This window comes from Demequina activiva (assembly GCF_016862815.1).
Classification (GTDB): domain Bacteria; phylum Actinomycetota; class Actinomycetes; order Actinomycetales; family Demequinaceae; genus Demequina; species Demequina activiva.
On the sequence record NZ_BONR01000007.1, the window covers coordinates 1 to 22,860 of the forward strand.

A 22,860-nucleotide genomic window follows, 5' to 3' on the forward strand; every position below is an offset into this window, starting at 1 on the left:
GCAGGGCAGCGCCCAGGTCGCGATCGCCCCCGACGGCACCGTGACCCGCGACGCCTACAGCCCCTACGGTGTCACCCGCGGCACAGATCCTCTTGACACGGAGCGGGGCTGGTTGGGCCAGGTCGAAGACGACACCACCGGTTTGACGTATCTCAACGCCCGCTACTACGACCCTGCTGTGGGCCGCTTCCTGTCGCCCAACCCCCTCATGAGCCCCGGCGACCCACGCACCCTGGACCCGTACCGGTACGCCGACAACAACCCCGTGTCGTATACGGATGCGTCGGGGTTGAAGCCCGACTGTGGAGCCACCATCGCTTGTCAGGCATTCCACCAAGCGGGCAACGTGCACGACGTCGTCCAGGGTGTTCACCATCCGCCGGCCAGACCCAGCGAGCATGGCGGGCACGCGACCGGAGGTCAGCTTCTCGACGACAATGCCCCGCCTGGATCGTCCGCTAGCGCTTCGTGCGTGCGCCGCGCCTGCATCGGGGCTCACTCCCATGCCAACTCGGACGACGCGATGCAATGGTTCGATAACGTCACCACTACCGTCGCCAGCTTTTGGGAAGACCACGGAGACAAGGTGATGATTGGTGCTGGAGTCGTTGCTGCGGGTGTGTGCATCGCTGTCTCGTTTGGTACCTGTGCAGTGGTGACGGCCGTGGTTGTGAGCGTGACGATCGCTGATGGACTGGCCTATCGTGACTGGAGCGCTGAGCAGGCGGTGGGCTACGGCACCATCTCCGCGTTGACGCTTGGTGTGGGCGGTGCAGGGATGGGTTCGCTCACCTATCGCGGAATGGCACCGGAGCTAGTTGACGACGCTTGGCGTTTCGCTACGACGTGGGGTACCCAGGTGACGCAGGTCGGCCGCGTTCAGTATTCGGGGTTGGTGAGCACCACGAACCTGCCCGGCACGTACTTTGCCGGCATGGGGGGTGCGGGGTGACCGGCTCTGGCTCGCGCGCGCGCCGGTTCGCGTTGATCCGTCCTGCACGCCTGTCGCGGGTCTTGACGGGCTCGATGGCCGTCGTCTTGTTCGCGATTCTCTTCATGCTGTCGCTCGGTGCTGGCTTGGGGTGGACGGTAATGCAGTTCGGCCTTGTCGGACTGCTGTTCCACGCCACCGGTCACCAGGGGGCGTGGCTCACGCGCGATGCGGTGGTGCTGGAGACGGTGTTGGGGCGGGCGAGGATTCCGGTCGACCAGATTCAGGCAGTCCACATGCGCCCCTCCATGGCATGGATCATGGTGGAGACCGATGGCCGGTTCGTCACGCAGAGCGTGGCCACGGCGATCAATATCAAGGTGCCACAGGGTCGGCCCGAACAGGTCGAGCAGGCGCTGGCCGAGCGTGGTATTCCGTTGCACTGGCATGAGGACTTGGAGACGATGCTGGCATTGCAGCCGCGTTCGTCGGCATCGTTCCAACGCGGCGCCATCATCGCCACGCTGGTGCAGCCAGCAGTGTGGTCCACTGTCGTGGTGGGCGCGCTCGTGGTGGTCTTGCTCAGGCCTTGAGCCCGAGCTGGCGTGGCGGCCCGCCCTTGCCGCGCATCGGCCGGTGGCGCGCCGGTTCGATCAGTTCGGTGTGGCGAGCGTGAGCTAGCGTGACGGGGTGGGTGTGACGGCGCTGACCGGTGACGTGCAGGGCTCGCTCCCGTGTGCCGGTGGCCCTGACGGCACGGTGGCGATGGACGTCGACGGAGCCAGCTTCTCGATGGTGGGCCCTCGATCTGAGGCGACCGGGGTGGTGGTGCCATGAAGCTGCGGAAGTGGCTGGTTGCCTCATTGCTCGGTGGCGCCGCCGCGGTGGTGTTGGCCGGGTGTGTGGATCCAGCTGAAACCGGGACCGTTGTGTCGCGGTGTGACAGTCCACTCGCGATCTACGCGACCATTGAACCGCGGCAGTTGGTCAGCGACGATTTCGATCCGGAGTTCTACCGAGATCGGGCCTTTGTGAGCGAGGGGCACGGTGCGGTGCATTCGATTCCGGTGCCGGCTGCGGCTGAAGCCATCTTCATGACGATCGTGTTCTCTGAGGACGATGCCGAGGTCCACTACTGGGGCGAGGATTGGGATGGTCGGAGCGAGTTGGTGATCGAAGGTGACGCATGTTTGCCGGCACCGGACGAGCCAGCCGCGTAGGCGAGGCGTGCTGGCGCGCCCGGGACCGCCTGTCGATTGCCGCGGCCGTGGCGGCCACCGCGGCAACCTCGTGAGCGCATCGGCCCGTTCCCGCAGGCGGTGCTCGATCTTCGCGGTCACTGTTGGGGGCTGAGGTCGCTTGAGAGGCGTCGGGCTACTGTGACGGAGTGAGTGTGACGGTGCTGCTGGGGGACGTGCAGGGCAGTGCCCAGGTCGCCATCGCTGCGGACGGCACCGTGACCCGCAACGCCTACACGCCTTACGGTGTGACCCGCGGGACGGATGCTCTGGTCACGGAGCGGGGCTGGCTCGGTCAGGTCGAAGACGACACCACCGGGCTGACGTATCTCAATGCCCGCTACTACGACCCTGCTGTGGGTCGGTTCCTGTCGCCCGACCCCCTCATGAGCCCCGGCGACCCACGCACCCTCGACCCGTACCGGTACGCCGACAACAACCCCGTGTCGTATACGGATGCGTCGGGGTTGAAACCCGACTGTGGGGCGACCACGAAGTGTCAGGCGTATAACAACGCGCCCAGCATGAACGACGTTGTCCAGGGCGTGTACCACCCACCGGCTAAGCCCGACGATGGCATCGCTGCCAAGTGGGACTCCGGGAAGGGTGACTCATCTCAAGCAGTTGCGTCAGTGCTCCCAGCGGCGCTGGATGACTACTTGCCGTGCGGGGTCGGAGGTGATCCGGCACAGTGCATCGTTGACCAAGGCAGGCATGTGGTGGAACTAGGCCGCTCGCTGAACGCTTACGTGGAACAAGGTGTGGTCCTTGGCCGAGTCGTCCTAGAGAACGCTTCCGTACGCCGGGGCATCGCAATAGCCTCCCACCTAGAGTCGCTTGGCCCCACATGGCGAGTCATTGGCACGGCTGCTTCGCTCGTCGACTCGCACAACCGCCTAACCGATACCGGACTTTCTAGCGAGTTGAACTCGCTTGAACAAGCGGCCTTTGTCGTGCTTCGTGCGGCCGTGGGTGAAGTTGGCGGGCAGGTGGGTGCGCAATCGGCACGAACCGCGGCCGCGTCGGAGACGGCCGGGGCGGCAGTGTCGTGCTCCGGCGGCGGCCCAATCGGTGCCGGCGCCTGTGGAGCGGCAGTGCAGTTCGGAGCCTCTGCGGTAGGGGGCGTGGCGGGTGACGCGGCCGCGACGTGGGCCTTCGACCGGGCCGTGGAAACATGGGGCCGGCGATACCTCGATTGGAGACCATGGAAGAACTAGATAGCGAGCGGTTCGCCGTCCGCCTCGACCGGGCGAGTGTGACCCTTCGTGGAATCGTCGGCACTACTGCAGTTTCGTTTGTGGGCACCCTCGTGACCACCGCATTCGCCTGGGCCGTCTACACGAGTGCCGAGTATGGGCGCCCCAGTTGGTGGGCTCAGGCGGTCCTTCCCCTTGGCGTCGCGATGTTTGCCTATCTCACTGCCGACAACCTTTCGCGATTGTTTCGGGCGCTCGGGGTCGCGCCCGTGGCGACGATAGTTGTGGGGCGGGACGTGCGCGTAACCTCCAGGTACTCGCCTGTGACCAGGCGTAGTCGAGTCCTGCCCTCCGGCTCGACGACCGTTCTGACCATCGAACGACACACCGTGGATCTCAAGAGATCGAGGCTTCGGGTGGTCGCAATCGTCCTGACGACAACTGGTATCGGAGAGGTCCGAATCGCGGTGACGCACGCAAGATTGGAGTACGACTGGGAGACGTGGGCCGCACGCGAGTTCGCCGCTATCCCGGGCCTGGTCGTGAAGCGAGCGGAAGAGCAGTAGGCCTCGCCTCGTTGGGCGAGAACCGATGCGGACACTGCATGGCCTGAGCGCGTGCTTGCACTTGCCGTGGTGGGGTTGGCTCGGCCGGGGCCGCGTCACGAGGCGCACGAGCAATTGGCGGCGGCGATGTATCAGTCGGGCGAGCAGCGACGTGGTGCCGATGAGTCGAAGGATGCCGAGATCGCCGGCGAATGATCCCAGAGCAGCCACTGACGACCTCGCAGCTCTAGCGGCCGGGCGAAGTCGCAACCGGCGGCCCACTGCGCGCTAGAAAGCGCTGCCTGCCCCATGGGCAGGCCGTAATCGAGGCCCACGACGGACAGTCACTTGAAGATGCTGGACAGCCCGCCCGATGCCATGCCCGCCTTCTCGCGCCCCGCGCCGCTCATCCGCACCCCGCGACCTCCGCGGGGCGAGCACGTTCGGATACGACGATGCCGGGCGAAGGGTCTCGCGCACGGTGGACGCAGCGACGCAGACACTGTCGTGGGATGCAGCCTCGAATCTGACGGCCGTCGATGGCGACACGTTCATGTATGACGGGGCAGGTCAGCGGGTCGCACGCATCACCGGCACGACAGCCAGCGTCTGGGTGGGAGATATGGAAGTCACCGACACCGACCCCTCCACGGCGGCCACAGTGCAGGCGCGTCGGTTCTTCCAGTTTGAAGCTGTCACGGTGGGCTACCGTGACGGGGTGGGGGTGCTGACGCTGATGGGAGACGAGCAGGGCTCGCTCCAGCTTGCTTTGGCCTCTGACGGCACGGTGACGAGGAACGCTTGCATCCCTTACGGAGTCACGCGTGGTGTGGACGGGATCGACACTGAGCACTGCTGGCTCGGTCAAGTCGAAGACGACGCCACAGGACTCACTTATTTGAATGCCTGCTACTTCGACCCCGCGTTGGGTCGGTTCTTGTCACCGGACACGTTGATGAGCCACGGCGACCCACGCACCCTGGACCCGTACCGGTATGCCGACAACAACCCCATCAGCTACACCGACCCGACCGGGCTCGAGCCAGCATGTGCGTCGGGTGGCGCTTTGGATCAGGATGCCTGCTTCTATGGCACTCAGGGCGTTGAGCTGGATGCTAGTGCCTTGGGTGGTGGAGCAAACAGTGAGTGGGACCGTGGGGGCAGCGCACGCAAGCGCCCCTCGCTCTATCTTGATGCTGCCGCACAAACACAGGGCGACGTGCTGTTCATTCCCAAGATGATCGTCAATGCTGCGGGTGGTGCGTTGAACGTCGGCATCGACACCGTCAACCTCCTAATGCTGGGGATTCCCGTGTTTGCCCTCGCCCCGTTGGCGACCGGGAGCGCAGCGCCCGCGATTCCCACCGTGGGGGTGTGGGGCGGCGACGAACCACTGGGTGCCATCTACTACGGAGCCAGCTACACCGGCAGCGGACTCATTATCGTCGCCACCCTCGGTGTCGGTGCTGGCGCCACCGGAGCACGCGCAGCCACCACCGGAACAAAAGCAGGGGCCGCCGCAAAGACAGCAGACGACTTCGTTGACCTGGCGTCTGCTACACGTCGCAATCACATCCTGAACGGAGACGCGACCGGTGGCGGCCACCTTTGGCCCGGGCTCCCCGGCAAGACACCGTTCCCCAAGGGATGGTCTGGGGACCGCGTGATGCACGAGATCTCGGACGTCGCTACTGACCCCCGCTCGATCTTCAGGAAGGGTCGTGGCAATAGCACGATCGTCACCGGTACCCGGGACGGCGTCGACATCCGGGTGATCCTCCGAAACGGTGACATCGTCACGGGGTTTCCGACAAACCTGCCGATGAACCCATGATGGCGACTCCCGACTTTGAAGAGATCCGCGGCCGCGTCCGCGGATTGCTCATCGCGCTCGGACCAATTCTGTCCTCCGACGAGGCTGGCGAGGTCGACGAACTCCTAGAGCACGCCGAGCTAGGCGAAGGGTTACGCACCCTGGCGTGGCTGATTGTTGAGGAGGAGAAGGTTGTCGCGCCCGCGGACATCCGTGAGATCGAGTCACTTGCGGTCCGCATGGGCATCGTCGATGAGTTGCCTCCGGGGCTGAGTCAGTACGGAGTCGATGATGGGTAGGCGCTTCATCGCGCTTGCGCTCATGCTGAACCGTCCCCGGTTTGATGCCGCTTCTTTCCGAGTCTGGAAGGAAGATAGACGCCATGACTTGGAGGCGGTTGTTCGGGTTGGTCGTTGGTTTGGTGGTGTTGTCCGGGTGCATCCCTTCGGTGGATCCCCTGGATGAGCCTGCGCAACGCTACGAGTCTGACGACGGGCTGAACTGGCTGGAGTTCACCGGCGAGGATTCGCTCGAGTTCCGTCTCGACATCCCAACAGAGGAGCAACGGTCGGACGTCACCACCCGATGCGACGAGGACGGTGAGGACCTCCTCGAGACCGTCGGTCGTTTTGAGATGCTCGAACCGTACGTGATGTACGTCTTTCACGATGTGGATGAGTTCGGGTCGCCCATCTTCATCTTTCTGGAAGGTACTGATGACTGGGGCCGGTTGTGGGTCAGGCCGTGCGGCCTTGATCAGCAGGGCGTCGCGTTGCTGCCAGTGGCCGGCCAGGCCTAGTGGCCGCGTTGTCTCAGCGAGCGCATCGGCTGGTTTCGTTCGCTGATGACGCGCCGCGGACGTGCACTACCGTGACTGCGTGGCTTCGACCGTGACCGTCCTCAGTGTCCGACTGGATCGAACGTCCATAGATTGGCGCTTCCACTTCCGGCAGCTCGGGGCGTCGGTGCTGGTCGCTTCGATATGTGGGCTCGTTCTGTGGGCCGTGGTGTCGAGTGCTGAGTTCGGCAGGCCGGGCTGGTGGACGTCGACGATCTTGCCACTCAGTGCTGCGGGCCTCCTGTACTTGTGCGGGGCGAACGTCCGGGCGTTCCTGGAGTGCATCGGGGTGATACCAGTAGTGCTGGTCACTCGCACGAAGGCGCTATCCATTGGCCGACCGCTGGGATTCGTCATTGGACGCCGGCTACGCTCCCCCACGGGCGCCCGCCTCCTCCTCTCGCTAGAACGGAGCAACCGCGTGTGGGGACGGACCCCGACCCCGGCCATCACGCTGTACTTCAAGGGGACTGAGGGTGAAGTGTTCTCCCTCGCCGTTGCCGGCGTGAGGCTTGACTACGACTGGAACGCTTGGGCGCGCCGGGCGTTCGACGCGACCCCGGAGATCGTAGTCGTGGACGCCGCACCATCACAGTCCAACCTTGGGGCCTAGCCCCTCCCTGAGCCAGCACTCGCAGCAGGCGTTGGTGCGTCGCGCTCTCCACTGGCGAGCGAGTGGCCCGGTAGCGCGTCAGCCCAGCAGCGCCCGGAACGCGGCAGCGGCGCGCTCGGCCGCGCCGTCGCCCAGCGCGAGGAACAGGCTGGGCTCCGTGAGCTCCAGCTCGAGCACCACGGGTCCGTCCTCGGTGGGAAGCAGGTCCACCCGCACGTACGCCAGGCCCGGCAGGTCCGCGACGATGCGGTCCGCGAGGGCCCGCTCGGCCTCGGTGGCCTCCGTCGCCATGACCTTCTCGTCCGCGTAGAGTCCCGTGGACCAGGACATCCCCTGCGACAGGATCGCGGCCTTGCGCGCCGCGTGAGAGAACTGCCCGCCCACGTAGATCAGCGCGGTCTCGCCAGCGGTGTCCACGGCGCTCAGGTACGGCTGGATCATGGCGGTGCGGCCGTCGCGGTGGAGGGCATGAAGATGGGCCGATGCGCCGGCCGGGTCGTCCCTGAACATCTTGGCTCCGCTGGAGCCGGCACCGACGGATGGCTTCACGACGATGTGGCCTTCGAAGTCCGCTGCATCCGCCGCCTCGCCGGGCGCCACGAACGTGGTGGGCACCGTGGGGATGCCACGCGCCGCAAGATCGTCCAGGTAGCGCTTGTCCGTGTTCCACTCGATGGTCGCCAGCGGGTTCATGAGCCGCGACACGGTGCTGACTCGCGCCGCCCACGCGAGGAACGCATCGAGGTGCTCCGTGTAGTTCCAGGTGGAGCGCAGGAGCACGAGGTCGTACGCGGACCAGTCCACGGTCGGGTCTTCCCAGGAGACCAGCTCCGCCTCCGGCATCAGCGGCAGCAGCAGCTCCTCGTCCGCGTCAGGGACGGGCATCTCGACGGTGGTCACGATGGCGATGCGAGGGCTCATGCGCCGAGGCTATCGCCCAGCACGCCACGCTCGATCCACCGCGCGTGCGCCCGGTACATCACGCCGTCGCGCAGGCGGTCCGGATCGGTCTGCTGCTCGCACCAGTCGGCCATGGCGTCCAAGCGTTCGGGCAGCCGTGCGAGCACCGCTTCAGGCGTGGTCGGCTCGCCGTCCACCGCCCCGTAGGCCTCGCAGAACAGCGCCAACCGGCGCCGCTGATCCGGGTGAGTGAAGAACGACCTGTCCGCGCCCTGCCCGTCCGCCACCGCATCGGCCGTATGAGGGCTGAGTGGCACGTAGCGGTACGCGGTGTACGCGAGGTCCCACGCGCGCGGGCCGGGGTAGCAGAGGTCGTAGTCGATCGCGCCCACCCACCGGCGCTCGCGGAACACGTGGTTGTAGGGCGCGAAGTCGACGTGGCAGATCACCTCCTGCGGGTGCTTGCCGGGCTGCCACCACCACACGTCGGCGTCGCTGCGAGGGAAGGTGGCGGTGGCATCGTGCCACTCGCGCAGCGCGCGTGCCACGGTCGCCAGGATCTGCTCGTCGAACAACCACTCCGGCTGGTCATGCACCACCTCGCCGGGGATGAAGTCGAGGACCTCGCGCCCCGCATGGTCGAACCCATGCACGGCGGGCACCCAGCTCACGCCGTGTGCACGCGCGTGCTCGAGGAGCCGATGGATGGTGGGGGCCTGCGGTCCTGCATGCCGATGCACGCGATCGCCGATGCGCACCACGGCCGCATTTATGTTGCCGGCGGTGAAGACCTCGTCTGGCTGCATGGGTCGAGCCTAGGACGCGGGTTCGTTGCGACACGGCGCCCAGCACTGGGAGGAGAGGCGGGCGCCGCGTCGCAAAGAGCATTCCGACACGGCGCCTCGGGGGAGGGGGGAGGGAGACGCCCGTGCCGGAAAGAGTTGCGGCGCAGGCGACCTAGTCCCCGGATGGTCGCCTGCGCCACGCTCGTGAGGTGACTGCGGCGTCACCACGACATCTCCGAGGCTATGCCCGGCGCGGCGGTGCGGGCCGGGACGTAGGTCCCTCAGTGAGCTGTCACAATCCGCACCCCAACTTTTCCTGCGCGCGAATCGCTGTACGGTCGAGAGCCAACCGATCTGAGGGGGTCCACACATGGCGGCGTGGGAGCCGATGCTCGAGGAGTTGGTATCGACCAGGTACCGCGACCTCGTGGCCTACGCCCGCATGCTGACCGGGGACGCCGTGCAGGCCGAGGACCTGGTGCAGGACGCCCTGATCGAGACCTTCGGGAGGCGCCGGAAGTTCTCCCATGTGATCGCGGCGGAGACCTACGCGCGGCGCGTGATCTCCTCGCGCTTCATCGACGGCACCCGCAGGAAGGCCGCCGAGCGGCGGGCGCTCACCAAGGTGGGCGCGCAGGAGGCGGACCCGGCGCCCGGACCGGCGACGCTGGTCGAGCACCGCACGGATGTGGAGCGCTCGCTGGATCTGCTCAGCCCGCGCGAGCGCGCGTGCGTGGTGCTGCGCTATCTGGAGCACCTCAGCATCGCTGAGACGGCTGCGCGGTTGGGGCTCACGGAGGGATCGGTCAAGCGCTACGTCCACGACGGCATCGTGAAGCTGAACGCCGCCCTGGGCACCGACGCTGACCCCGACGGCGCGGGTGCTGTACGCGTCGAGACGAGGAGAGTGTGATGGACGAGCTCGAGAAGCAGCTGCGCGGCACCTACGACGCTGCACGCGCGCAGGTCCCGGAGAGTGGCCCGACGGTGTATCCGGCGGTGCGTGCCGGCGCGCGACGCCGGCGCACGGTGCGCGCGACCTTGACGGCGGCGGTTGCGGTCGTGGCCGTGGGAGTGGTGGGCATGGGTGCCTTCGGCATCGCGACCATCAACCGCGCCGAGCCGGCGCTGCCGGTGATCACCCCTGACCCGACTCCCAGCGCATCGGCCGAGCCCACGCCCGCACCTGCGCCGTCGCCGACGGCATCGACAGCGCCGGCGCCTGCCGAGACCCCCGACCCTCGCTTCGACGACAGCCCCGACGGGATCGCGGAGGACTCGTTGCCCGCGCTCGCGGCTGAACGCGGGTACCTCGACGAGCCCACGGACTACAGCGACGGCGTGCTCTACCCGCGCGCACACGTAATGGAGGACTGGGTGTGGGACGCCGTGGGCGACGGCTGGGGTCTGTACGTTGCTGCGGCGCGGTGGAGTAACACCTACATCGACGAGCCATTGCCGCAGGCGGTCCTGTACCTGGCGAGCCCCGAGGACGTCTACTTCGAGCTCTTCGAGCTGCCGGAGCGCGCGTGGGGCAGCGCTCGCGTCACCTCGTGGCGCGAGGACCTCGGGACCGCGACCATCTGGTGGCGTGACGTCACCGATGACCACGACCGGGGCGCCGGAGCGGTGGTCGATCTGCGCACTGGGGAGGTTGACGACCTGGTGATGGCGGTCTACGGCGCGACGGCCTACGACTACACATTCGTCATGGCGAACGCCGGAGGCGACGAGCTGTGGCGCGCGGAGTCGGAGGCGGGCGTGAAGTTCTACCGCTGGAGCGATGGAGCCGACGAGGACGGCTGGGTCGCGACAGCACTGGTCGAGCAGGAGCCCACCGCCGACGATGCGGTGCAGGAGATCGGCTTGGACACATTCACGACCACCGTCGACGGCAACCGCGTGCTGCTTCGGAGGATGGACGAGCTCGCGGGCGGAGGAGTGGTGGGCGCGCCCATGACGCTTCTCACGTACGACCTGGACGTGGACCGGATCCGCGAGTTCAGGTTCGACGATCCGGGTCTCGACGCCCAGCTGCGCTCCGCCGCGTTCGATGGCCACGATCTGCTGGTGGGCTGGATCACTTACGTAGCGGACCCGATCGATGGTTCCATCGCTAGTTACAACGCGCGCTTGGACTTGACTGGAACAGGCAAACTGACGCGCCTGGGCGAGGATGAGCCGTGGGGCGTCGACTACGGCCCTGGCCCGTTCGACGTCTACTTCGGGGAGGCCACCCCCCTCGACTCTGCGGTCGAGTACTGCGGCTGCTGAGGTGTCCGTGAGCGGTCCGGTGTGGTGTTCGTCGCATCGGCCGTCTCGAGGCTGTCCCACCAGCCCTGCTCAGCCCTAGAGTTCCGACCATGACCACCATCAAGAGCGCCGAGGTCATCGTCACCTCGCCGGGCCGCAACTTCGTCACCCTGCAGATCACCACCGAGGACGGCACCACGGGCCTCGGCGACGCCACCCTGAACGGTCGCGAGCTCGCGGTAGCGGTCTACCTGGCAGACCACGTGATCCCCTTGCTCAAGGGTCGCGACGCGATGAACATCGAGGACACGTGGCAGTACCTCTACCGCGGCGCATACTGGCGGCGCGGTCCGGTCACCATGGCGGCCATCGCGGCGGTGGACATGGCGTTGTGGGACATCAAGGCCAAGGTGGCGGAGCTCCCGCTCTACCAGCTGCTCGGCGGCCAGTCCCGCACGGGTGCGCTCGCGTACGGCCACGCCTCCGGACGCGACACGGAGGAGCTGTTCGACTCGATCCGCGAGCACCAGGAGATGGGCTACAAGGCGATCCGGGTCCAGACGGGGATCCCGGGCTTCGACAACGTGTACGGCGTGGCCGCATCCGCCGGAGGCGACGGCGAGCGCTATGACCACGAGCCCGCACGCCGCGGCTCGGGCGGGCGAGCGCTGCCGGTCGAGGAGTCCTGGGACACGCGCGCCTACCTGCGCCACGTCCCCACGGTGTTCGAGGCGGTGCGCAGCGAGTTTGGCGCAGAGCTGCCCCTGCTGCACGACGGCCACCACCGCATGACGCCTCGCGAGGCGGCGCAGCTGGGCCGCTCTCTCGAGCCCTACGACCTGTTCTGGCTCGAGGACTGCACCCCCGGCGAGGATCAGGCCGCGCTGCGCTACGTGCGCGACCACACCACCACCCCGCTGGCGATCGGTGAGGTCTTCAACTCGGTCCACGACTACCAGACGCTCATCACGGAGCGCCTCATCGACTACGTGCGCTCCGCCGTCACCCACACCGGCGGCATCACGCACCTCAAGAAGCTCGCTGACTTCGCGTCGATCTACGGCGTCAAGACCGGCTTCCATGGCCCCACCGACGTCTCCCCCGTGGGCCAGGCCGCGCACCTGCACCTGGACCTCGCGCTGCACAACTTCGGCATCCAGGAGTACATGCAGCACTCGGAGGCGACGCTCCAGGTGTTCCAGACCTCGCTGCGCTTCGAGGACGGCCTCCTGCACCCGGGCGAGCGCATCGGCCTGGGCGTGACCCTGGACCGCGACGCTGCTCGGGAGCACGCGTACGACCCCGCCTACCTGCCCGTCAACCGCCTCACGGACGGCACCGTCCACGACTGGTGACCGGTGCAACGGCCGCTTCCGGCGACAGTGCGAACCACACCTGGAGCGACACGCCAGTGACGATGGCCGATGCGGTCCCCGCCGCGGCGCGTCGCCCGGCAGAGTGGTTCGGACTGTCGGGGCGAGCGCGCCGCCCCGCTAGACGTTGGGCGGCGTAGGCGGCTGCTCGACCCACTCCCCGGGGTCGCGCTGCGACGGCGGGTGGACGTCCTCGGAGTCGCGCACCTCGGGCCGCTCGGTGTCGCGCCGGATCACGGGCGCGGTCGCCAGCGCGACGCCGAACATCGCGATCGCGGCGCCGGCGCTCAGCCACAGCCCTGCGTGCGCGCCCACGGAGTCCACGAGGTAGCCGGCGACCCACGCGCCGGCCGCGACGCCGATGCCCATGCCGATGCGCAGCCAGGACATCCCCTCCGTGATCTGGTCGCGCTTGACGACGCGCTGCACCACGGTGTCCGCGTTGGTGAGGGTGGGAGCGATCGCGGCGCCGGCGAAGAAACCGATGATCGCGAACACCACGAGGTTGGGCGAGAACGCCAGCACGGTGAAGCCCACGGCGAGCGCGATGGTGCCCACCACGGTGCGCTGCCACAGCGCCATGCGCCAGTGCCGCGTGCCGTACAGCAGCCCGCCCACGAAGGATCCGAAGGCGACGATGCCCAGCACCACGCCGGACCAGCTCTTGTACCCCAGCTCCTCGGAGAAGCCCACCACGGAGATGTCGAAGGCGCCGAACATGAGCCCCAGTCCGAGGGCGATGAACGTCACCGCGACCACGGCCGGCGGCACCTTGAGCCCAAGGCTCGTTCCGCCGGTCTGGGTGCGCGTGGGCGGCTCGGTGGAGCGCTGGGACAGCAGGATCGTGAGCCCCACCACCATGCCGATGGTCGACACCACCAGCCCCGCGGGAGCCCACACGGTGGTCGCGAGGATGGTCGCCAGGGCCGGCCCGGAGATGAACAGCACCTCGTCGAGCGCGCCCTCGAGTGCGAAGGCGGTGTGGATGTCCTCATCCGAGTCGAGGATGTTGGTCCAGCGCGCGCGTGTGAGCGAGCCCAGCGGCCCGGACAGCGAGGCCAGCGCCACGGCGATCCACAGGACCCACTCCGCGCCGCCGTTCATCGCGGTCCAGATTCCCAGCACCACGCCCAGGACGTGCAGCACCAGCAGAGGCAGCATGGCGGCCCGCTGGCCGATCCGGTCCACGAGCCGCGACGTGGGCACGGTCTGCAGCGCCCACACGACGATGCCGATCGCTGCGACGCGTCCCGCCATCTCGTAGCTGTCGTACTGGATCTGCACCATCAGGATGAACGAGATGTTGAACATCGCGATGGGCAGTCGCGACAGCAGGCCGGCAGAGGCGAAGGCTTTGGCGCCGGGGTGGATCAGGATCGAGCGGTAGGGAGCGAGCACCCGCTCATGCTCTCACTTTCCACTCGGTCAGGAAGACCGGGAGACGGCCGATGCGCGGGTTCAGTCCCGCTCGTCGCTCAGCATGCCCGGCCCGGTGGGCGACTCCGTGGCCTGAGGTGGGGGCAGCGAGCTGCGGCGGCGCTTGCGCTGGTCCTGGATCACCAGCGCCGCGGCGCCCCCGATGACGAGCGCGAAGGCCAGCACGATGCCGCCCCAGCGCAGCCACGGTCCCCAGTCGATCGCGTCGTTCGCGCCGGCGACGATCACGATCTCCTCGCCTGCGGCAAGGTCCGTGAGCCCCAGCGTCACCGTCTTGCCGTCGACCTCTCCCGCGCTGGCCTCCTCCACGAGGCCAGGGAAGGTGAATGTGACGGCGATCTCGACGCTGGACTCGATGAGGCTCAGGCTCGCCTCGGTGACTCCGGCGCTGGCGAGATCGAGGTCCGCGGGAGGGGCGATGGTCGCCACGTAGGTGTCCTCGACCTCCTCGAGGGTGGCCTGTGCGCCCAGCGCACCGCCGGCCTGCGCACCTGCCGCGTTGAACTCGTCCAGCGGCAGGTCGGTGAGGGTGATCTCGACGCCGCTGAGCTCGCCGTCGTCGTAGTCGTCGACCTCGACCTGACCGGGATACTGCTCCTCGAGCTCCGCGAGCTCGGGGGAGTCCTGGGCGCCGCCCAGCAACGCCTCGATGTCGAAGTCCTCCGGGACCTCTGACTCGATGTCGCCCGGCAGTCCACCTCCCAGCATGCCCTGAAGCTGGCTGGCCGCGGAGTCCGAGATGGCTGCGACCGAGTGCTGTGAGAAGGTGCCGTCCGCGTTCACGGTGGTGTCGACGGTCGCGCGCACGCAGCCGGTCAAGGCCAGCGCAGCGATGCCCGCGACGGCGCACCAGCGCATGGGCCGCCTCACGGCTGGCGCGGGTCTTCCTGGTCGGCCGGGGTGGTGCCGCGCATGGGATCGTCCGCCTCCGCGGCGGCCTCCGCCTCGCGTGCCGCCTGCTCCAGCTGTGCGGCGGTGGCGTCGGACGCCTCGGCCTGCGCGTCGAGCACCTCGTCAGCACTGGCGACCACGCCGGGCTCGTCGGTCAGCACGGCGCGAGGGTGGGGCGAGCCCGGGGCGGGCTCGAAGTCGGGCGCGGGCGCCGGCTCCGCTGGAGCGGTCGAGCCGTGCTGCGTGAGCATCCCCGCCTCAGCCTCCGCGATCGCCGACGCCTCGGATGCGGGGCCCTTGCGGCTCGTGGACGTGATCAGCACCACGGCGATGCCGATCCCGATTCCCATGACGACGAACACGGCGATGACGATCCACAGCGTGATGGTGCTCATGGCATCACTGTCCCACATCGGCTTGGATGTGACGCGGTTTCCGCTCCCCGTGCGCGCGTACCCTTGCGGTATGCCCGCCGAGTTCCTCGTCACCGCGACGGGCGGCATCCGTGACGTCGCGCTGGCGCTCACGGTGGGCGGGCTCGTCGCGATGGCAGCCATGCTGCCCGCCGGTCACCCTGCCGCTTCGCGAGCCGCGTCCGTGGCGCGCTGGGCGTCCGTGGTGTGGGCGGCATCGGCCGTCGTCTTCCTGTTCGCCTCCTACGCGAACATTCGCGGTGACGGCGTTCCTCCGGAGCGGTTCGTCGAGGAGGTGTGGTCCTTCGCCACCGGCATCGACCTGGGCCAGGCGTACGCGCAGATGGCGCTCGCGGCCGTCGTGGTGTCCGTGCTGGCGTCCGTGGTGCGCACACCCGTGGCCGCCGCGTGGTCCCTGGCACCCGTGGTGTGGGCGCTCGGCTGGCAGGCGCAGACGGGGCACGCCGCCGGGGCGACGGATCACCATCTGGCCACCTCGGCGATGTTCATCCATCTCGCGGCCTCCGCGCTGTGGCTGGGCGTGATCGCCACGCTGCTGCTCATGCGCGGGCCCTTGGGCGCGGACGCCAAGGCGGCGGTGCGGCGAGGCTCCCGCATCTCGCTGTGGGCCGCCGTCGCCATCATCGTGTCCGGCGCCGCGAACGCCTGGATCCGGCTCGCCTCGCCCGCAGAGTTGGTGACCACGGGCTACGGGCGACTGCTGCTGCTCAAGATCGCCCTGATGAGCGTCGCGATCGCGCTGGCCGCGTGGCACCGCCGCACGGCACTGCCCCGGTTGTCCGAGCTGCACGTCCGTGAGCGGTTCTGGCGGGTGATGATGGTCGACGTGGGCGCACTGGTGGCCGTGGTGATGGTCGCCGTGGTGCTGTCAGGCACTGCGCCGCCCCTCCCGATCGAGCCCCTCGAGGACCCCACCCCGGCCTACTACCTCACGGGCTACGCGCTGCCGCCGGCGCCGTCGTTCCTCACCTGGATCCTGCTGTGGCGGCTCGAGATCATCACGGCGTTCGCGGTGGGCGCCGCAGCGGTCATGTACCTCGTGTGGGCCACTCGGCTGCGGCGCCGTGGGGACTCGTGGCCCTGGTACCGCACCGCGTCCTTCCTGCTCGGGATCGCGGCGATGGTGTGGATCACGCAGGGTGCTCCCACCATCTACGGGATGGTGACCTTCAGCGGACACATGGTGGAGCACATGCTGCTGGTGATGGTGGCGCCCCTTCCGTTGGCACTGGGCGCGCCGGTGACGCTCGCGCTGCGCGCCCTGCCGGCGCGCAAGGACGGCTCCCGCGGCCCGCGCGAGTACCTCCGCGGCGTGCTGGAGTCACGGCTGCTGCGCTTCCTGTCCAACCCGGTGGTCGCCGCAGTCAACTTCGCGGGCTCGCTGGTGGTGTTCTACTACTCGCCACTGTTCGAGTTCGCGCTGCGCAACCACGTGGGCCACCTCGCGATGGTGGCGCACTTCACGCTGGTGGGCTATCTGTTCGCCAACGCGCTCGTGGGCATCGACCCGGGACCCAACCGTCCCCGCTACCCGCTGCGCATCGTGCTGCTGTTCGCGACCATGGCCTTCCACGCCTTCTTTGGCGTCTCGCTGATGATGTCCGAGGTGCTGCTGGCGCCCACGTGGTTCGGTCTCATGGGTCGCGACTGGGGGCCGGATGCGATCACGGACCAGCAGTACGGCGGGTCGCTCGCGTGGGGGATCGGCGAGCTGCCGGTGGTGCTGCTCGCGATCGGGGTGGTGCTCGCGTGGCGCCGCTCCGACGAGAAGGAGTCGCGCCGCAAGGACCGCCAGGCGGATCGCGACGACGACGCGGAGCTGCGCGCCTACAACGCGATGCTGTCGCAGGTGGCGGAGCGGGACCGCCAGGGCTGAATCCCCAGGGTTTTCCACAACCCCTGTTCTCCACAGATTTTGTCCACAGCCATGTGAAGTTCGGGTAAACAGCCAGCATTATCGGTGGATAACCCTGTGGGGAAAAAGTGGACAGAAAAAAGTGCCCTCCCGGGCTTGCGCGCCTCCGGAGACGCGAGTACGACTAGTCCCATCGGAACTTCGGTTCCACCGCCTCGGGAAGGTCCACGGACCGGAACGGGGGCCGGCGCCGGGTGGCGTGCGGTTCGGGTCATCCGAGCCATACTCCCTGGTATACCGGCAGGTGGGTCGCCGAACGACCGGATGCGTCGGACAACGTGAGCTCACGTCGTCGGGGACCGTCCCACGGGGCGGTCTGCGGCGAACTGTGGGTGACGGCACAGGGGCTCGCGGCCCGTCGCATCGGCCAAGAGGTCACCGCCCACGGGCGGTGTCGCCGCATCGTCAATCGCGGCCGTCGCGGTCGGGGAGTTTTCCCCAGGCTGCGAGAACTCTTCGGTCATGGCAAGGCCCCCCGCACGCTTACTGCGGGGGGCCTTCGCCTTGCCCGGCCCCGAAGGAGCCGTTATCCACACGGTAGGTGCCTCTCCCCCGGGCGCGTGGAAGCGACACGCCCCACGGTCTGCAGCCCGCGCCGAATGTCTACGCGTGAGCGAGGGCGGCCGGCGGTACGTTGTGAGCAGGAGGGACCACACCCTCGCAAGGAGGTGCCATGTCCAACCCTGACAAGCCGGAGCAGCCCGGCGCGGCCGCGCCCGGTGCGCAGTCGCCAGCGGCTGATGGTCCGGCCGCGTCGCCCTGGGAGGCGATCATCGGCCAGCCCGTCCACGAGTCACCGGCGCAGCCCTCGGAGGAGACCCCCGGCGCCACCACCGACGCAGCTCCCGAGGCGACGGCGGAAGCGCCCGTCGTGGAGCCAGCACCCGAGCCTGCGCCGGCGCCCGCATCGGCGGATCCCGCCCCCACCGAGGTGATCGACCCCGTCCAGGACGCACCGGACGCGCAGGACCACGAAGCGACACAGGTGTTGGATCCCGTGGTTCTGGCGGGCACCGCCAGCGACACCGATGGCGTTGAGCGGCCTTCCGGCGTCGAGGAGCCTCAGGCCGAGCCCGTCGGCGAGCCCGACCGCGACTGGATGGGCGTCACGGCGTTCATCACCGGCGCACTCCTGCTCAGCCCTGTCGCGATCATCCTTGGTCACCTGGGTCTCGGCGCGGCCAAGAGGGGCCGTGCGCGCCACCGCAGCTTTGCGATCGCCGGGCTGGTGCTGGGCTACCTGGGACTGATCGCCACCGTCGCCGGCGTGTACCTGCTGCTCACGCAGACCACCTCGCCCGAGGCGATCGATGCCCAGGCGCAGCAGGACGTGACCGCCGTGGGCGCGGCTGCCGCCACGCACGCAGTCGAGACGGGCGCGCTTCCCGACGTCGAGCAGGTCGACGCCGGCTACAGCGTCGCCGGCGAGACCATCGCACCGCATCTGGAGACGCAGCACGCGCTCACCTTCACCGGCACGACGGCCACCGACTGGTGCCTGGAGATCACCTACGCGGGGGGCAATCAGACCGCGATGTCGTACACCGCGACGGGCGGCATGGCGCAGGGAGCCTGCTCCGCGGAGTAGGCCTCAGCCCTCGAGAGTGACGCCGTCCGCGACGGTGCCCGGCACGTCGGCGTCCTCCAGCGAGGCGTTGCCGGTGACCACGACATCGGCACCGAAGGTCCAGTCGCCCTTGACGGTCAGGGACTGCGCCGCGCGCAGCGACGGTGCACCCGCCGGGAACCGGGCGTCGAAGCCCGTCATGGTCTTGTAGAAGCGCGAGTCGAGGTCCACCAGCGGCGCTGCGTCCACGTCGAGACGCAGTGCGCCGTCCTCGTCGAGCCGGTAGGCGTCCGAGCGCAGCGTGAGCAGATCGTTGGTGGTCTTGACGGGCAGGAACCGGTCGCGGCCCACCACGATGGCGGTGGCGCCCTCGAAGACCTCGATCGCCGCGCCCATCGCGGACTCCACCTGATAGACCTCCGGCGAGCTGGGGTCCGTGGGGTCCACCGTCTTGGTGTTGCGGATCAAAGGAAGGCCCAGCACCGCGCCGCGCTCGGTGAGCGCTGCGTGCAGCTTCTCGAGGTCCCACCACAGGTTGTTGGTGTGGAAGAACGGGTGGTGGTGCTCGTCCGTGAAGTAGTGCATCTCCTCGGGCGCCGTCTGGGCGGTGTCGCGCAGGATGAGCTGACCGTCGGATTTGCGCACGGCGAGGTGGCCGCCCTTGCGGTCCGCCGCGGTGCGGTGGCACAGCTCCGCGGCGTAGGGAGCGCCGGAGGCCGCGAACCAGCCGGCGATGCGGGCGCTCGGCACGGCGCCCAGGTTGTCCGAGTTCGAGGCGCTGGCGTAGCGGAATCCGGCGTCGAGCAGGCGCTCGAGCACTCCCGAGGCCAACAGGGCCGTGTAGATGTCGCCGTGGCCGGGAGGGCACCATTCGAGGGACGGATCCGCGGGCCACTCGACGGGGGTGAGGTCGTCCACGCGCAGCTTGGGCTCACGGTTCTGGAGGAAGTCCAGCGGCAGCCCCTCGATCGCGATGTCGGGGTGCTTCGCGAGGGCGGCGAGCGAGTCCTCCTGGGTGCGGAAGGAGTTCATCAGCACCAGCGGCAGGCGGGCGCCCGTGGCCTCGCGCGCCGTGCGTACCTGGCCGGCGATGAGATCCAGGAAGGTGCTGTCGCCGCGCACGGGCAGCAGCGACTTGGCGCGGTCCATGCCCATCGAGGTGCCCAGTCCGCCATTGAGCTTGATGATGGCGGTCTTGGCGAGCGCCTCGCGAGCGGCGTCCTCATCCACGTCCACGTCCGCCAGGTGGTCGGGGTCAGTCAGCGGCTCGATGGTGTCCTCGCGGATCAGGCCGGTCGCGCCGGCCTCGAGCTCGCCGTAGTAGTGCGTGAAGACGTCGATCGCGGCGGGGGTGACGCCCCCTTCGCGCATCTTCTGCTGGGCCTGGGCAAGTCCTTCAGCGCTCATGGCCACAGCCTAGGGGATGGCCCTCTGGGCTGGGACCGGTCACAGTCGCGACCGAAGGTGAAAACTTGGTGGCGTGAGGTGAAGGGAGGGGGCGCTCTGCGCGGACGTTCGAGGAAGAGCGGGTGACGGGAATCGAACCCGCGCTATCAGCTTGGGAAGCTGAAGTTCTACCATTGAACTACACCCGCGCGCACCGCCTCAGGCGGTGCAGGCCACCATACTAGCCGCGCTCGGCGCTCGCCTCAGAATCGGCCAGCTCGGCTCGGTGACCCAGCTCCTCGAGCCACCGCACCAGCTGGCGATGCACGGCATCCGCGCCATGCAGCCTGCCGCGCGGGTCCACCAGGTCCCGGCCGATGCGCCACTCGGCTGGGTAGACGAGAAGCGGCTGGGTCTGCCAGCCGCCCACGCCGCCGTGGCAGCCCACGAGCTCCTCGAACGCGGCGACCTCGTCCAGTACGGGGTCGTAGATGGAGTTGACGTAGATGTCCGGAGCGTCGGGGAAGGCCGATGCGCGGGCGAAGTCCGAGGCTGCCTGCTCGGGGTAGCCGGCGAGGGGATCGGAGCCGGTCACCACGCCGGTGTGGAGTTCGCGGCTGCCGTTCCTGCCGATCGCCACCGGGCCATCGGCGGTCCGCACCACCGCGAACGCGATCACGTCATGCCCGGCGAGCGCGCCCACGAGTCCCGGATGCAGCTGCTCGATCTCAGTGAGCTCCAGCCCGTGATCCTGATCCGTGAACCAGATCCCGCCCAGGTTGCCGGAGCCCACGACGGCCAGCGACGGCTCGGTGGAGCCGGGAGCGACCGGTACGGCATCGACGTCCCGCGCATCGTCCCTCTGGTCGGAGCGTGCGATGGCGCGCTGAGCAGCGCGTGCGGATCGCGATCCTTCCCCGGCGAGCTCGCGCACCAGCAGCTCGGCCGGCGCACCGGCGCCCTCGCGGTCACGGCCCACATCGACGGCACGCCCGCCCGTGTGCGCCGCGACGAAGGCCTCGAGGGAGACACCGGAGCGCTGCAGGAAGGTGGAGCCCTGGCTCTGGCCGTGGTCGGAGACCAGCACGATGTCGTAGTCGCGGGCCGCGAGGCCGGACGCGGCGAAACGCTCGAGGGTGCCCACCACCCCATCGAGCCCATAGAGCGACGCGAGCGACTCGGGGCGAGTCACCCCGGCGTGGTGGGCGATCTCGTCGTAGTCGACGAAGTCCACGTACACGGACTTGGCCCCGCGGCTCATCTGCTCGACCACGAGCGACAGGTTGAGGTCGCGCAGCATCACGTTGGTCACGCCTCGCAGCAGCACATACGCGCCGCCGCGATGGACGCGCGGCTGCACGTCGCGCCGCTCCTGGCGCCACGCCTGCGCGAGCTCCTTGAGCATCTCTCCCACGGTGAGCACCAGCGCGCGGGAGAAGCCCGCGGGGTGCGCGAAGAACGTCGAGTACGAGTGGGACGAGTTCACGGCACGGCCTGCTCTGCCCAGAGCGCTCATGGTCAGGTAGGAGCGCGTCGCGTCGCCGGAGAACAGGTTCGAGATCGACACGCCGTCATCCGCGAGCAGTCCACGGCCGTTGGACACGCGCGCCTCGATCACCGCCGCATCGGCCGGGCGGTTGGCGACCAGCAGCCGGCCCAGCTCGCGGTCCCACCAGCGGAAGGCCGGGATGTTCTCGTTGCCCCCATGCAGGATGCCCGCCTGCGACACGGGCGTGGTGGACGGCACGCGAGCCGTCCACCCGGTCCACGTGTGGGACCCGGAGCGGATCCAGCGGGAGATGGTGGGAAGGTTGCCAGCGCGCATCTGCTCCTCGAGCAGCGGCGCCGGGACGCCGTCGAGCTGGACGAAGATGACCCCCCGCTGGCCGTCCTCCGGGCGCTCCGAGGGATCCAGCGCCATGCGCGACGCGTGGACGAGCAGGTAGTCGTCCGTGCCCACGGAGAAGGCCCACGAGAGCACCGCGGTCAGGATCGCGAACACCCACGAGGCGAACAGGGCCCACCACACGGACGCGACCTCGATGCCGGGCGACCACCACAGCGCCAGCCCCAGAGTGACCGCCTGCGCGAACAGCGCCATCGCGAGCGCGCCCACCCATCCGAACCTGCCGGCCACGAACAGCGTGGCCGGCTGCAGCGCCCACGTCACGATCGCGACGGCGACGGCGGCAAGCACCACCGAGTACCAGGCATCCGCGCTCACGCCGGGTGTGACCCAGATGGTGAGCCCCAGCACCGCCACCTGCGCGAGAACCTCGGCGGCTCGTCGCCACGGCCCGCGCGTGGTCCGGGAGACGCTGCGGCCGATGCGCCGCTCGCGCTCCGACTGGAACCAGCGCCGGGCGGGTGCGTCCCACGCGAAGAACACCAGCACCGTGTTCAGCACCACGAGCGCGGCCGTCAGCGTGCCGTCCTCCTGGCGTCCGCTCAGGGCGTCGTAGGCCGCGGAGAGCAGCCCGAACGCCAGCACCACGGTGAGGATCACGCGCGCGCCGTTGCGACGCCGCGCGAGCGCGACCGCGACGCCCACCTGGGCCGCGCCCAGGACCGCGAACACCACCCCCACGGCCACCACATCGGCCGTCTGAGCCACTGGCTCCTCCGCGAACGCGAGCGCGGCGAGGATGAGCAGGCCGAGTGCGAGCACCAGCAGCCCGCCCAGGGCGGTGAGGATGATGAGAGCGGTGACGCTGAGCGGCCTGCGCCGCGCATCACCGGTCATGG

23 protein-coding genes and 1 tRNA gene are annotated in these 22,860 nt (G+C 68.8%); 16 read left to right on the forward strand and 8 right to left on the reverse strand.

All coding sequences use genetic code 11. The annotated features are described in order from the left end of the window. From Dac01nite_RS11835 to Dac01nite_RS11885, 11 genes are all read left to right on the forward strand, one after another. The coding region (locus tag Dac01nite_RS11835; RefSeq protein ID WP_203657266.1) for an RHS repeat-associated core domain-containing protein at nucleotides 1–952 on the forward strand (952 nt) is incomplete at its 5' end. Beyond that, nucleotides 949–1,524, forward strand: coding sequence for a hypothetical protein (locus tag Dac01nite_RS11840; RefSeq protein WP_203657267.1), 576 nt, complete (start codon nucleotides 949–951; stop codon nucleotides 1,522–1,524). The genes Dac01nite_RS11835 and Dac01nite_RS11840, both read left to right, overlap by 4 nt. 103 nt (nucleotides 1,525–1,627) lie before the next feature. Then, nucleotides 1,628–1,768 carry a hypothetical protein gene (locus tag Dac01nite_RS11845; protein ID WP_203657268.1) on the forward strand — a complete coding sequence of 47 codons (141 nt, stop codon included), beginning with the start codon at nucleotides 1,628–1,630 and terminating at the stop codon, nucleotides 1,766–1,768. Continuing rightward, nucleotides 1,765–2,151: a hypothetical protein gene (locus Dac01nite_RS11850; RefSeq protein ID WP_203657269.1), complete on the forward strand. Its 387-nt coding sequence runs from the start codon at nucleotides 1,765–1,767 to the stop codon at nucleotides 2,149–2,151. Before Dac01nite_RS11845 ends, Dac01nite_RS11850 begins: the two co-directional genes overlap by 4 nt. Before the next feature lie 173 nt (nucleotides 2,152–2,324). Further along, entirely contained in the window at nucleotides 2,325–3,386 is a 1,062-nt protein-coding gene (locus tag Dac01nite_RS11855; protein WP_203657270.1) for an RHS repeat-associated core domain-containing protein, read from the forward strand. Then, nucleotides 3,374–3,931: a hypothetical protein gene (locus tag Dac01nite_RS11860; protein ID WP_203657271.1), complete on the forward strand. Its 558-nt coding sequence runs from the start codon at nucleotides 3,374–3,376 to the stop codon at nucleotides 3,929–3,931. Before Dac01nite_RS11855 ends, Dac01nite_RS11860 begins: the two co-directional genes overlap by 13 nt. A 51-nt stretch (nucleotides 3,932–3,982) precedes the next feature. Beyond that, a complete protein-coding gene (locus tag Dac01nite_RS11865) occupies nucleotides 3,983–4,126 on the forward strand; it encodes a hypothetical protein (protein WP_203657272.1) in 144 nt (47 codons plus the stop codon). A 265-nt stretch (nucleotides 4,127–4,391) separates the two neighbouring features. Beyond that, the gene (locus tag Dac01nite_RS11870; protein WP_275404555.1) at nucleotides 4,392–5,744 is read left to right on the forward strand and encodes an RHS repeat-associated core domain-containing protein; all 1,353 of its coding nucleotides are present in this window, start codon (nucleotides 4,392–4,394) and stop codon (nucleotides 5,742–5,744) included. Further along, on the forward strand, nucleotides 5,744–6,022 hold the full coding sequence (locus Dac01nite_RS11875) for a hypothetical protein (protein WP_203657274.1): 279 nt from the start codon (nucleotides 5,744–5,746) through the stop codon (nucleotides 6,020–6,022). The genes Dac01nite_RS11870 and Dac01nite_RS11875 overlap by 1 nt, the downstream gene beginning before the upstream one ends. Before the next feature lie 149 nt (nucleotides 6,023–6,171). Further along, nucleotides 6,172–6,522, forward strand: a complete 351-nt coding sequence (locus tag Dac01nite_RS11880; protein WP_203657276.1) for a hypothetical protein — start codon at nucleotides 6,172–6,174, stop codon at nucleotides 6,520–6,522. Nucleotides 6,523–6,601: 79 nt separating this feature from the next. Beyond that, nucleotides 6,602–7,174, forward strand: a complete 573-nt coding sequence (locus tag Dac01nite_RS11885) for a hypothetical protein (protein WP_203657277.1) — start codon at nucleotides 6,602–6,604, stop codon at nucleotides 7,172–7,174. A 78-nt stretch (nucleotides 7,175–7,252) separates the two neighbouring features. Here the strand turns inward: Dac01nite_RS11885 and Dac01nite_RS11890 are convergent, their stop codons facing one another. Beyond that, on the reverse strand, nucleotides 7,253–8,095 hold the full coding sequence (locus tag Dac01nite_RS11890) for an ATP-grasp domain-containing protein (protein WP_203657279.1): 843 nt from the start codon (nucleotides 8,093–8,095) through the stop codon (nucleotides 7,253–7,255). Further along, the gene (locus Dac01nite_RS11895; protein WP_203657285.1) at nucleotides 8,092–8,880 is read right to left on the reverse strand and encodes a phosphotransferase; all 789 of its coding nucleotides are present in this window, start codon (nucleotides 8,878–8,880) and stop codon (nucleotides 8,092–8,094) included. The genes Dac01nite_RS11890 and Dac01nite_RS11895 overlap by 4 nt, the downstream gene beginning before the upstream one ends. Before the next feature lie 349 nt (nucleotides 8,881–9,229). Between Dac01nite_RS11895 and Dac01nite_RS11900 the strand changes: the two genes are divergently transcribed. The 3 genes from Dac01nite_RS11900 to manD all read left to right on the forward strand — a co-directional run bounded on the left by Dac01nite_RS11900 (nucleotide 9,230) and on the right by manD (nucleotide 12,467). After that, on the forward strand, nucleotides 9,230–9,772 hold the full coding sequence (locus tag Dac01nite_RS11900) for an RNA polymerase sigma factor (RefSeq protein ID WP_203657286.1): 543 nt from the start codon (nucleotides 9,230–9,232) through the stop codon (nucleotides 9,770–9,772). Next, complete coding sequence (locus tag Dac01nite_RS11905) at nucleotides 9,772–11,133, forward strand: hypothetical protein (RefSeq protein ID WP_203657287.1); 1,362 nt, start codon at nucleotides 9,772–9,774, stop codon at nucleotides 11,131–11,133. The genes Dac01nite_RS11900 and Dac01nite_RS11905 overlap by 1 nt, the downstream gene beginning before the upstream one ends. A gap of 89 nt (nucleotides 11,134–11,222) precedes the next feature. After that, nucleotides 11,223–12,467, forward strand: a complete 1,245-nt coding sequence (gene manD / locus Dac01nite_RS11910) for a D-mannonate dehydratase ManD (RefSeq protein WP_203657288.1) — start codon at nucleotides 11,223–11,225, stop codon at nucleotides 12,465–12,467. A 138-nt stretch (nucleotides 12,468–12,605) separates the two neighbouring features. Here manD and Dac01nite_RS11915 read toward each other — a convergent pair whose 3' ends face one another. From Dac01nite_RS11915 to Dac01nite_RS11925, 3 genes are read right to left on the reverse strand one after another with little or no spacing between them, the layout of a single operon-like run. Continuing rightward, complete coding sequence (locus tag Dac01nite_RS11915) at nucleotides 12,606–13,883, reverse strand: MFS transporter (RefSeq protein ID WP_203657289.1); 1,278 nt, start codon at nucleotides 13,881–13,883, stop codon at nucleotides 12,606–12,608. Between the two features lie 60 nt (nucleotides 13,884–13,943). Beyond that, nucleotides 13,944–14,780 (reverse strand): LppM family (lipo)protein, encoded by an 837-nt coding sequence (locus tag Dac01nite_RS11920; protein ID WP_203657290.1) that lies wholly within the window; start codon nucleotides 14,778–14,780, stop codon nucleotides 13,944–13,946. Nucleotides 14,781–14,788: 8 nt separating this feature from the next. After that, entirely contained in the window at nucleotides 14,789–15,208 is a 420-nt protein-coding gene (locus tag Dac01nite_RS11925; protein WP_203657291.1) for a hypothetical protein, read from the reverse strand. A 70-nt stretch (nucleotides 15,209–15,278) separates the two neighbouring features. Here Dac01nite_RS11925 and Dac01nite_RS11930 point away from each other — a divergent pair, with 70 nt between their 5' ends. Continuing rightward, nucleotides 15,279–17,123: a bifunctional copper resistance protein CopD/cytochrome c oxidase assembly protein gene (locus Dac01nite_RS11930; protein ID WP_203657293.1), complete on the forward strand. Its 1,845-nt coding sequence runs from the start codon at nucleotides 15,279–15,281 to the stop codon at nucleotides 17,121–17,123. A gap of 712 nt (nucleotides 17,124–17,835) precedes the next feature. After that, nucleotides 17,836–18,750, forward strand: a complete 915-nt coding sequence (locus Dac01nite_RS11935) for a DUF4190 domain-containing protein (RefSeq protein WP_203657295.1) — start codon at nucleotides 17,836–17,838, stop codon at nucleotides 18,748–18,750. 3 nt (nucleotides 18,751–18,753) lie between these two features. On the opposite strand, the gene Dac01nite_RS11940 is transcribed toward Dac01nite_RS11935, so the two are convergent. The 3 genes from Dac01nite_RS11940 to Dac01nite_RS11950 form a co-directional block, all read right to left on the reverse strand. After that, nucleotides 18,754–20,136: a UTP--glucose-1-phosphate uridylyltransferase gene (locus Dac01nite_RS11940; protein ID WP_203657297.1), complete on the reverse strand. Its 1,383-nt coding sequence runs from the start codon at nucleotides 20,134–20,136 to the stop codon at nucleotides 18,754–18,756. A 117-nt stretch (nucleotides 20,137–20,253) separates the two neighbouring features. After that, nucleotides 20,254–20,324, reverse strand: a tRNA-Gly gene (locus Dac01nite_RS11945). Between the two features lie 32 nt (nucleotides 20,325–20,356). Then, complete coding sequence (locus tag Dac01nite_RS11950) at nucleotides 20,357–22,858, reverse strand: phage holin family protein (RefSeq protein WP_203657306.1); 2,502 nt, start codon at nucleotides 22,856–22,858, stop codon at nucleotides 20,357–20,359. Nucleotides 22,859–22,860: the final 2 nt, after the last annotated feature.

Bases quoted from the DNA above. Each gene is read 5' to 3' on its own strand.
- Dac01nite_RS11935 (WP_203657295.1), top strand. From the start codon at position 17,836: ATGTCCAACCCTGACAAGCCGGAGCAGCCCGGCGCGGCCGCGCCCGGT.
- Dac01nite_RS11925 (WP_203657291.1), bottom strand. From the start codon at position 15,208: ATGAGCACCATCACGCTGTGGATCGTCATCGCCGTGTTCGTCGTCATG.
- Dac01nite_RS11875 (WP_203657274.1), top strand. From the start codon at position 5,744: ATGGCGACTCCCGACTTTGAAGAGATCCGCGGCCGCGTCCGCGGATTG.
- Dac01nite_RS11930 (WP_203657293.1), top strand. From the start codon at position 15,279: ATGCCCGCCGAGTTCCTCGTCACCGCGACGGGCGGCATCCGTGACGTC.
- Dac01nite_RS11940 (WP_203657297.1), bottom strand. From the start codon at position 20,136: ATGAGCGCTGAAGGACTTGCCCAGGCCCAGCAGAAGATGCGCGAAGGG.
- Dac01nite_RS11860 (WP_203657271.1), top strand. From the start codon at position 3,374: ATGGAAGAACTAGATAGCGAGCGGTTCGCCGTCCGCCTCGACCGGGCG.
- Dac01nite_RS11895 (WP_203657285.1), bottom strand. From the start codon at position 8,880: ATGCAGCCAGACGAGGTCTTCACCGCCGGCAACATAAATGCGGCCGTG.
- Dac01nite_RS11850 (WP_203657269.1), top strand. From the start codon at position 1,765: ATGAAGCTGCGGAAGTGGCTGGTTGCCTCATTGCTCGGTGGCGCCGCC.
- Dac01nite_RS11900 (WP_203657286.1), top strand. From the start codon at position 9,230: ATGGCGGCGTGGGAGCCGATGCTCGAGGAGTTGGTATCGACCAGGTAC.
- Dac01nite_RS11920 (WP_203657290.1), bottom strand. From the start codon at position 14,780: ATGCGCTGGTGCGCCGTCGCGGGCATCGCTGCGCTGGCCTTGACCGGC.
- Dac01nite_RS11905 (WP_203657287.1), top strand. From the start codon at position 9,772: ATGGACGAGCTCGAGAAGCAGCTGCGCGGCACCTACGACGCTGCACGC.
- Dac01nite_RS11890 (WP_203657279.1), bottom strand. From the start codon at position 8,095: ATGAGCCCTCGCATCGCCATCGTGACCACCGTCGAGATGCCCGTCCCT.
- Dac01nite_RS11950 (WP_203657306.1), bottom strand. From the start codon at position 22,858: ATGACCGGTGATGCGCGGCGCAGGCCGCTCAGCGTCACCGCTCTCATC.
- manD (WP_203657288.1), top strand. From the start codon at position 11,223: ATGACCACCATCAAGAGCGCCGAGGTCATCGTCACCTCGCCGGGCCGC.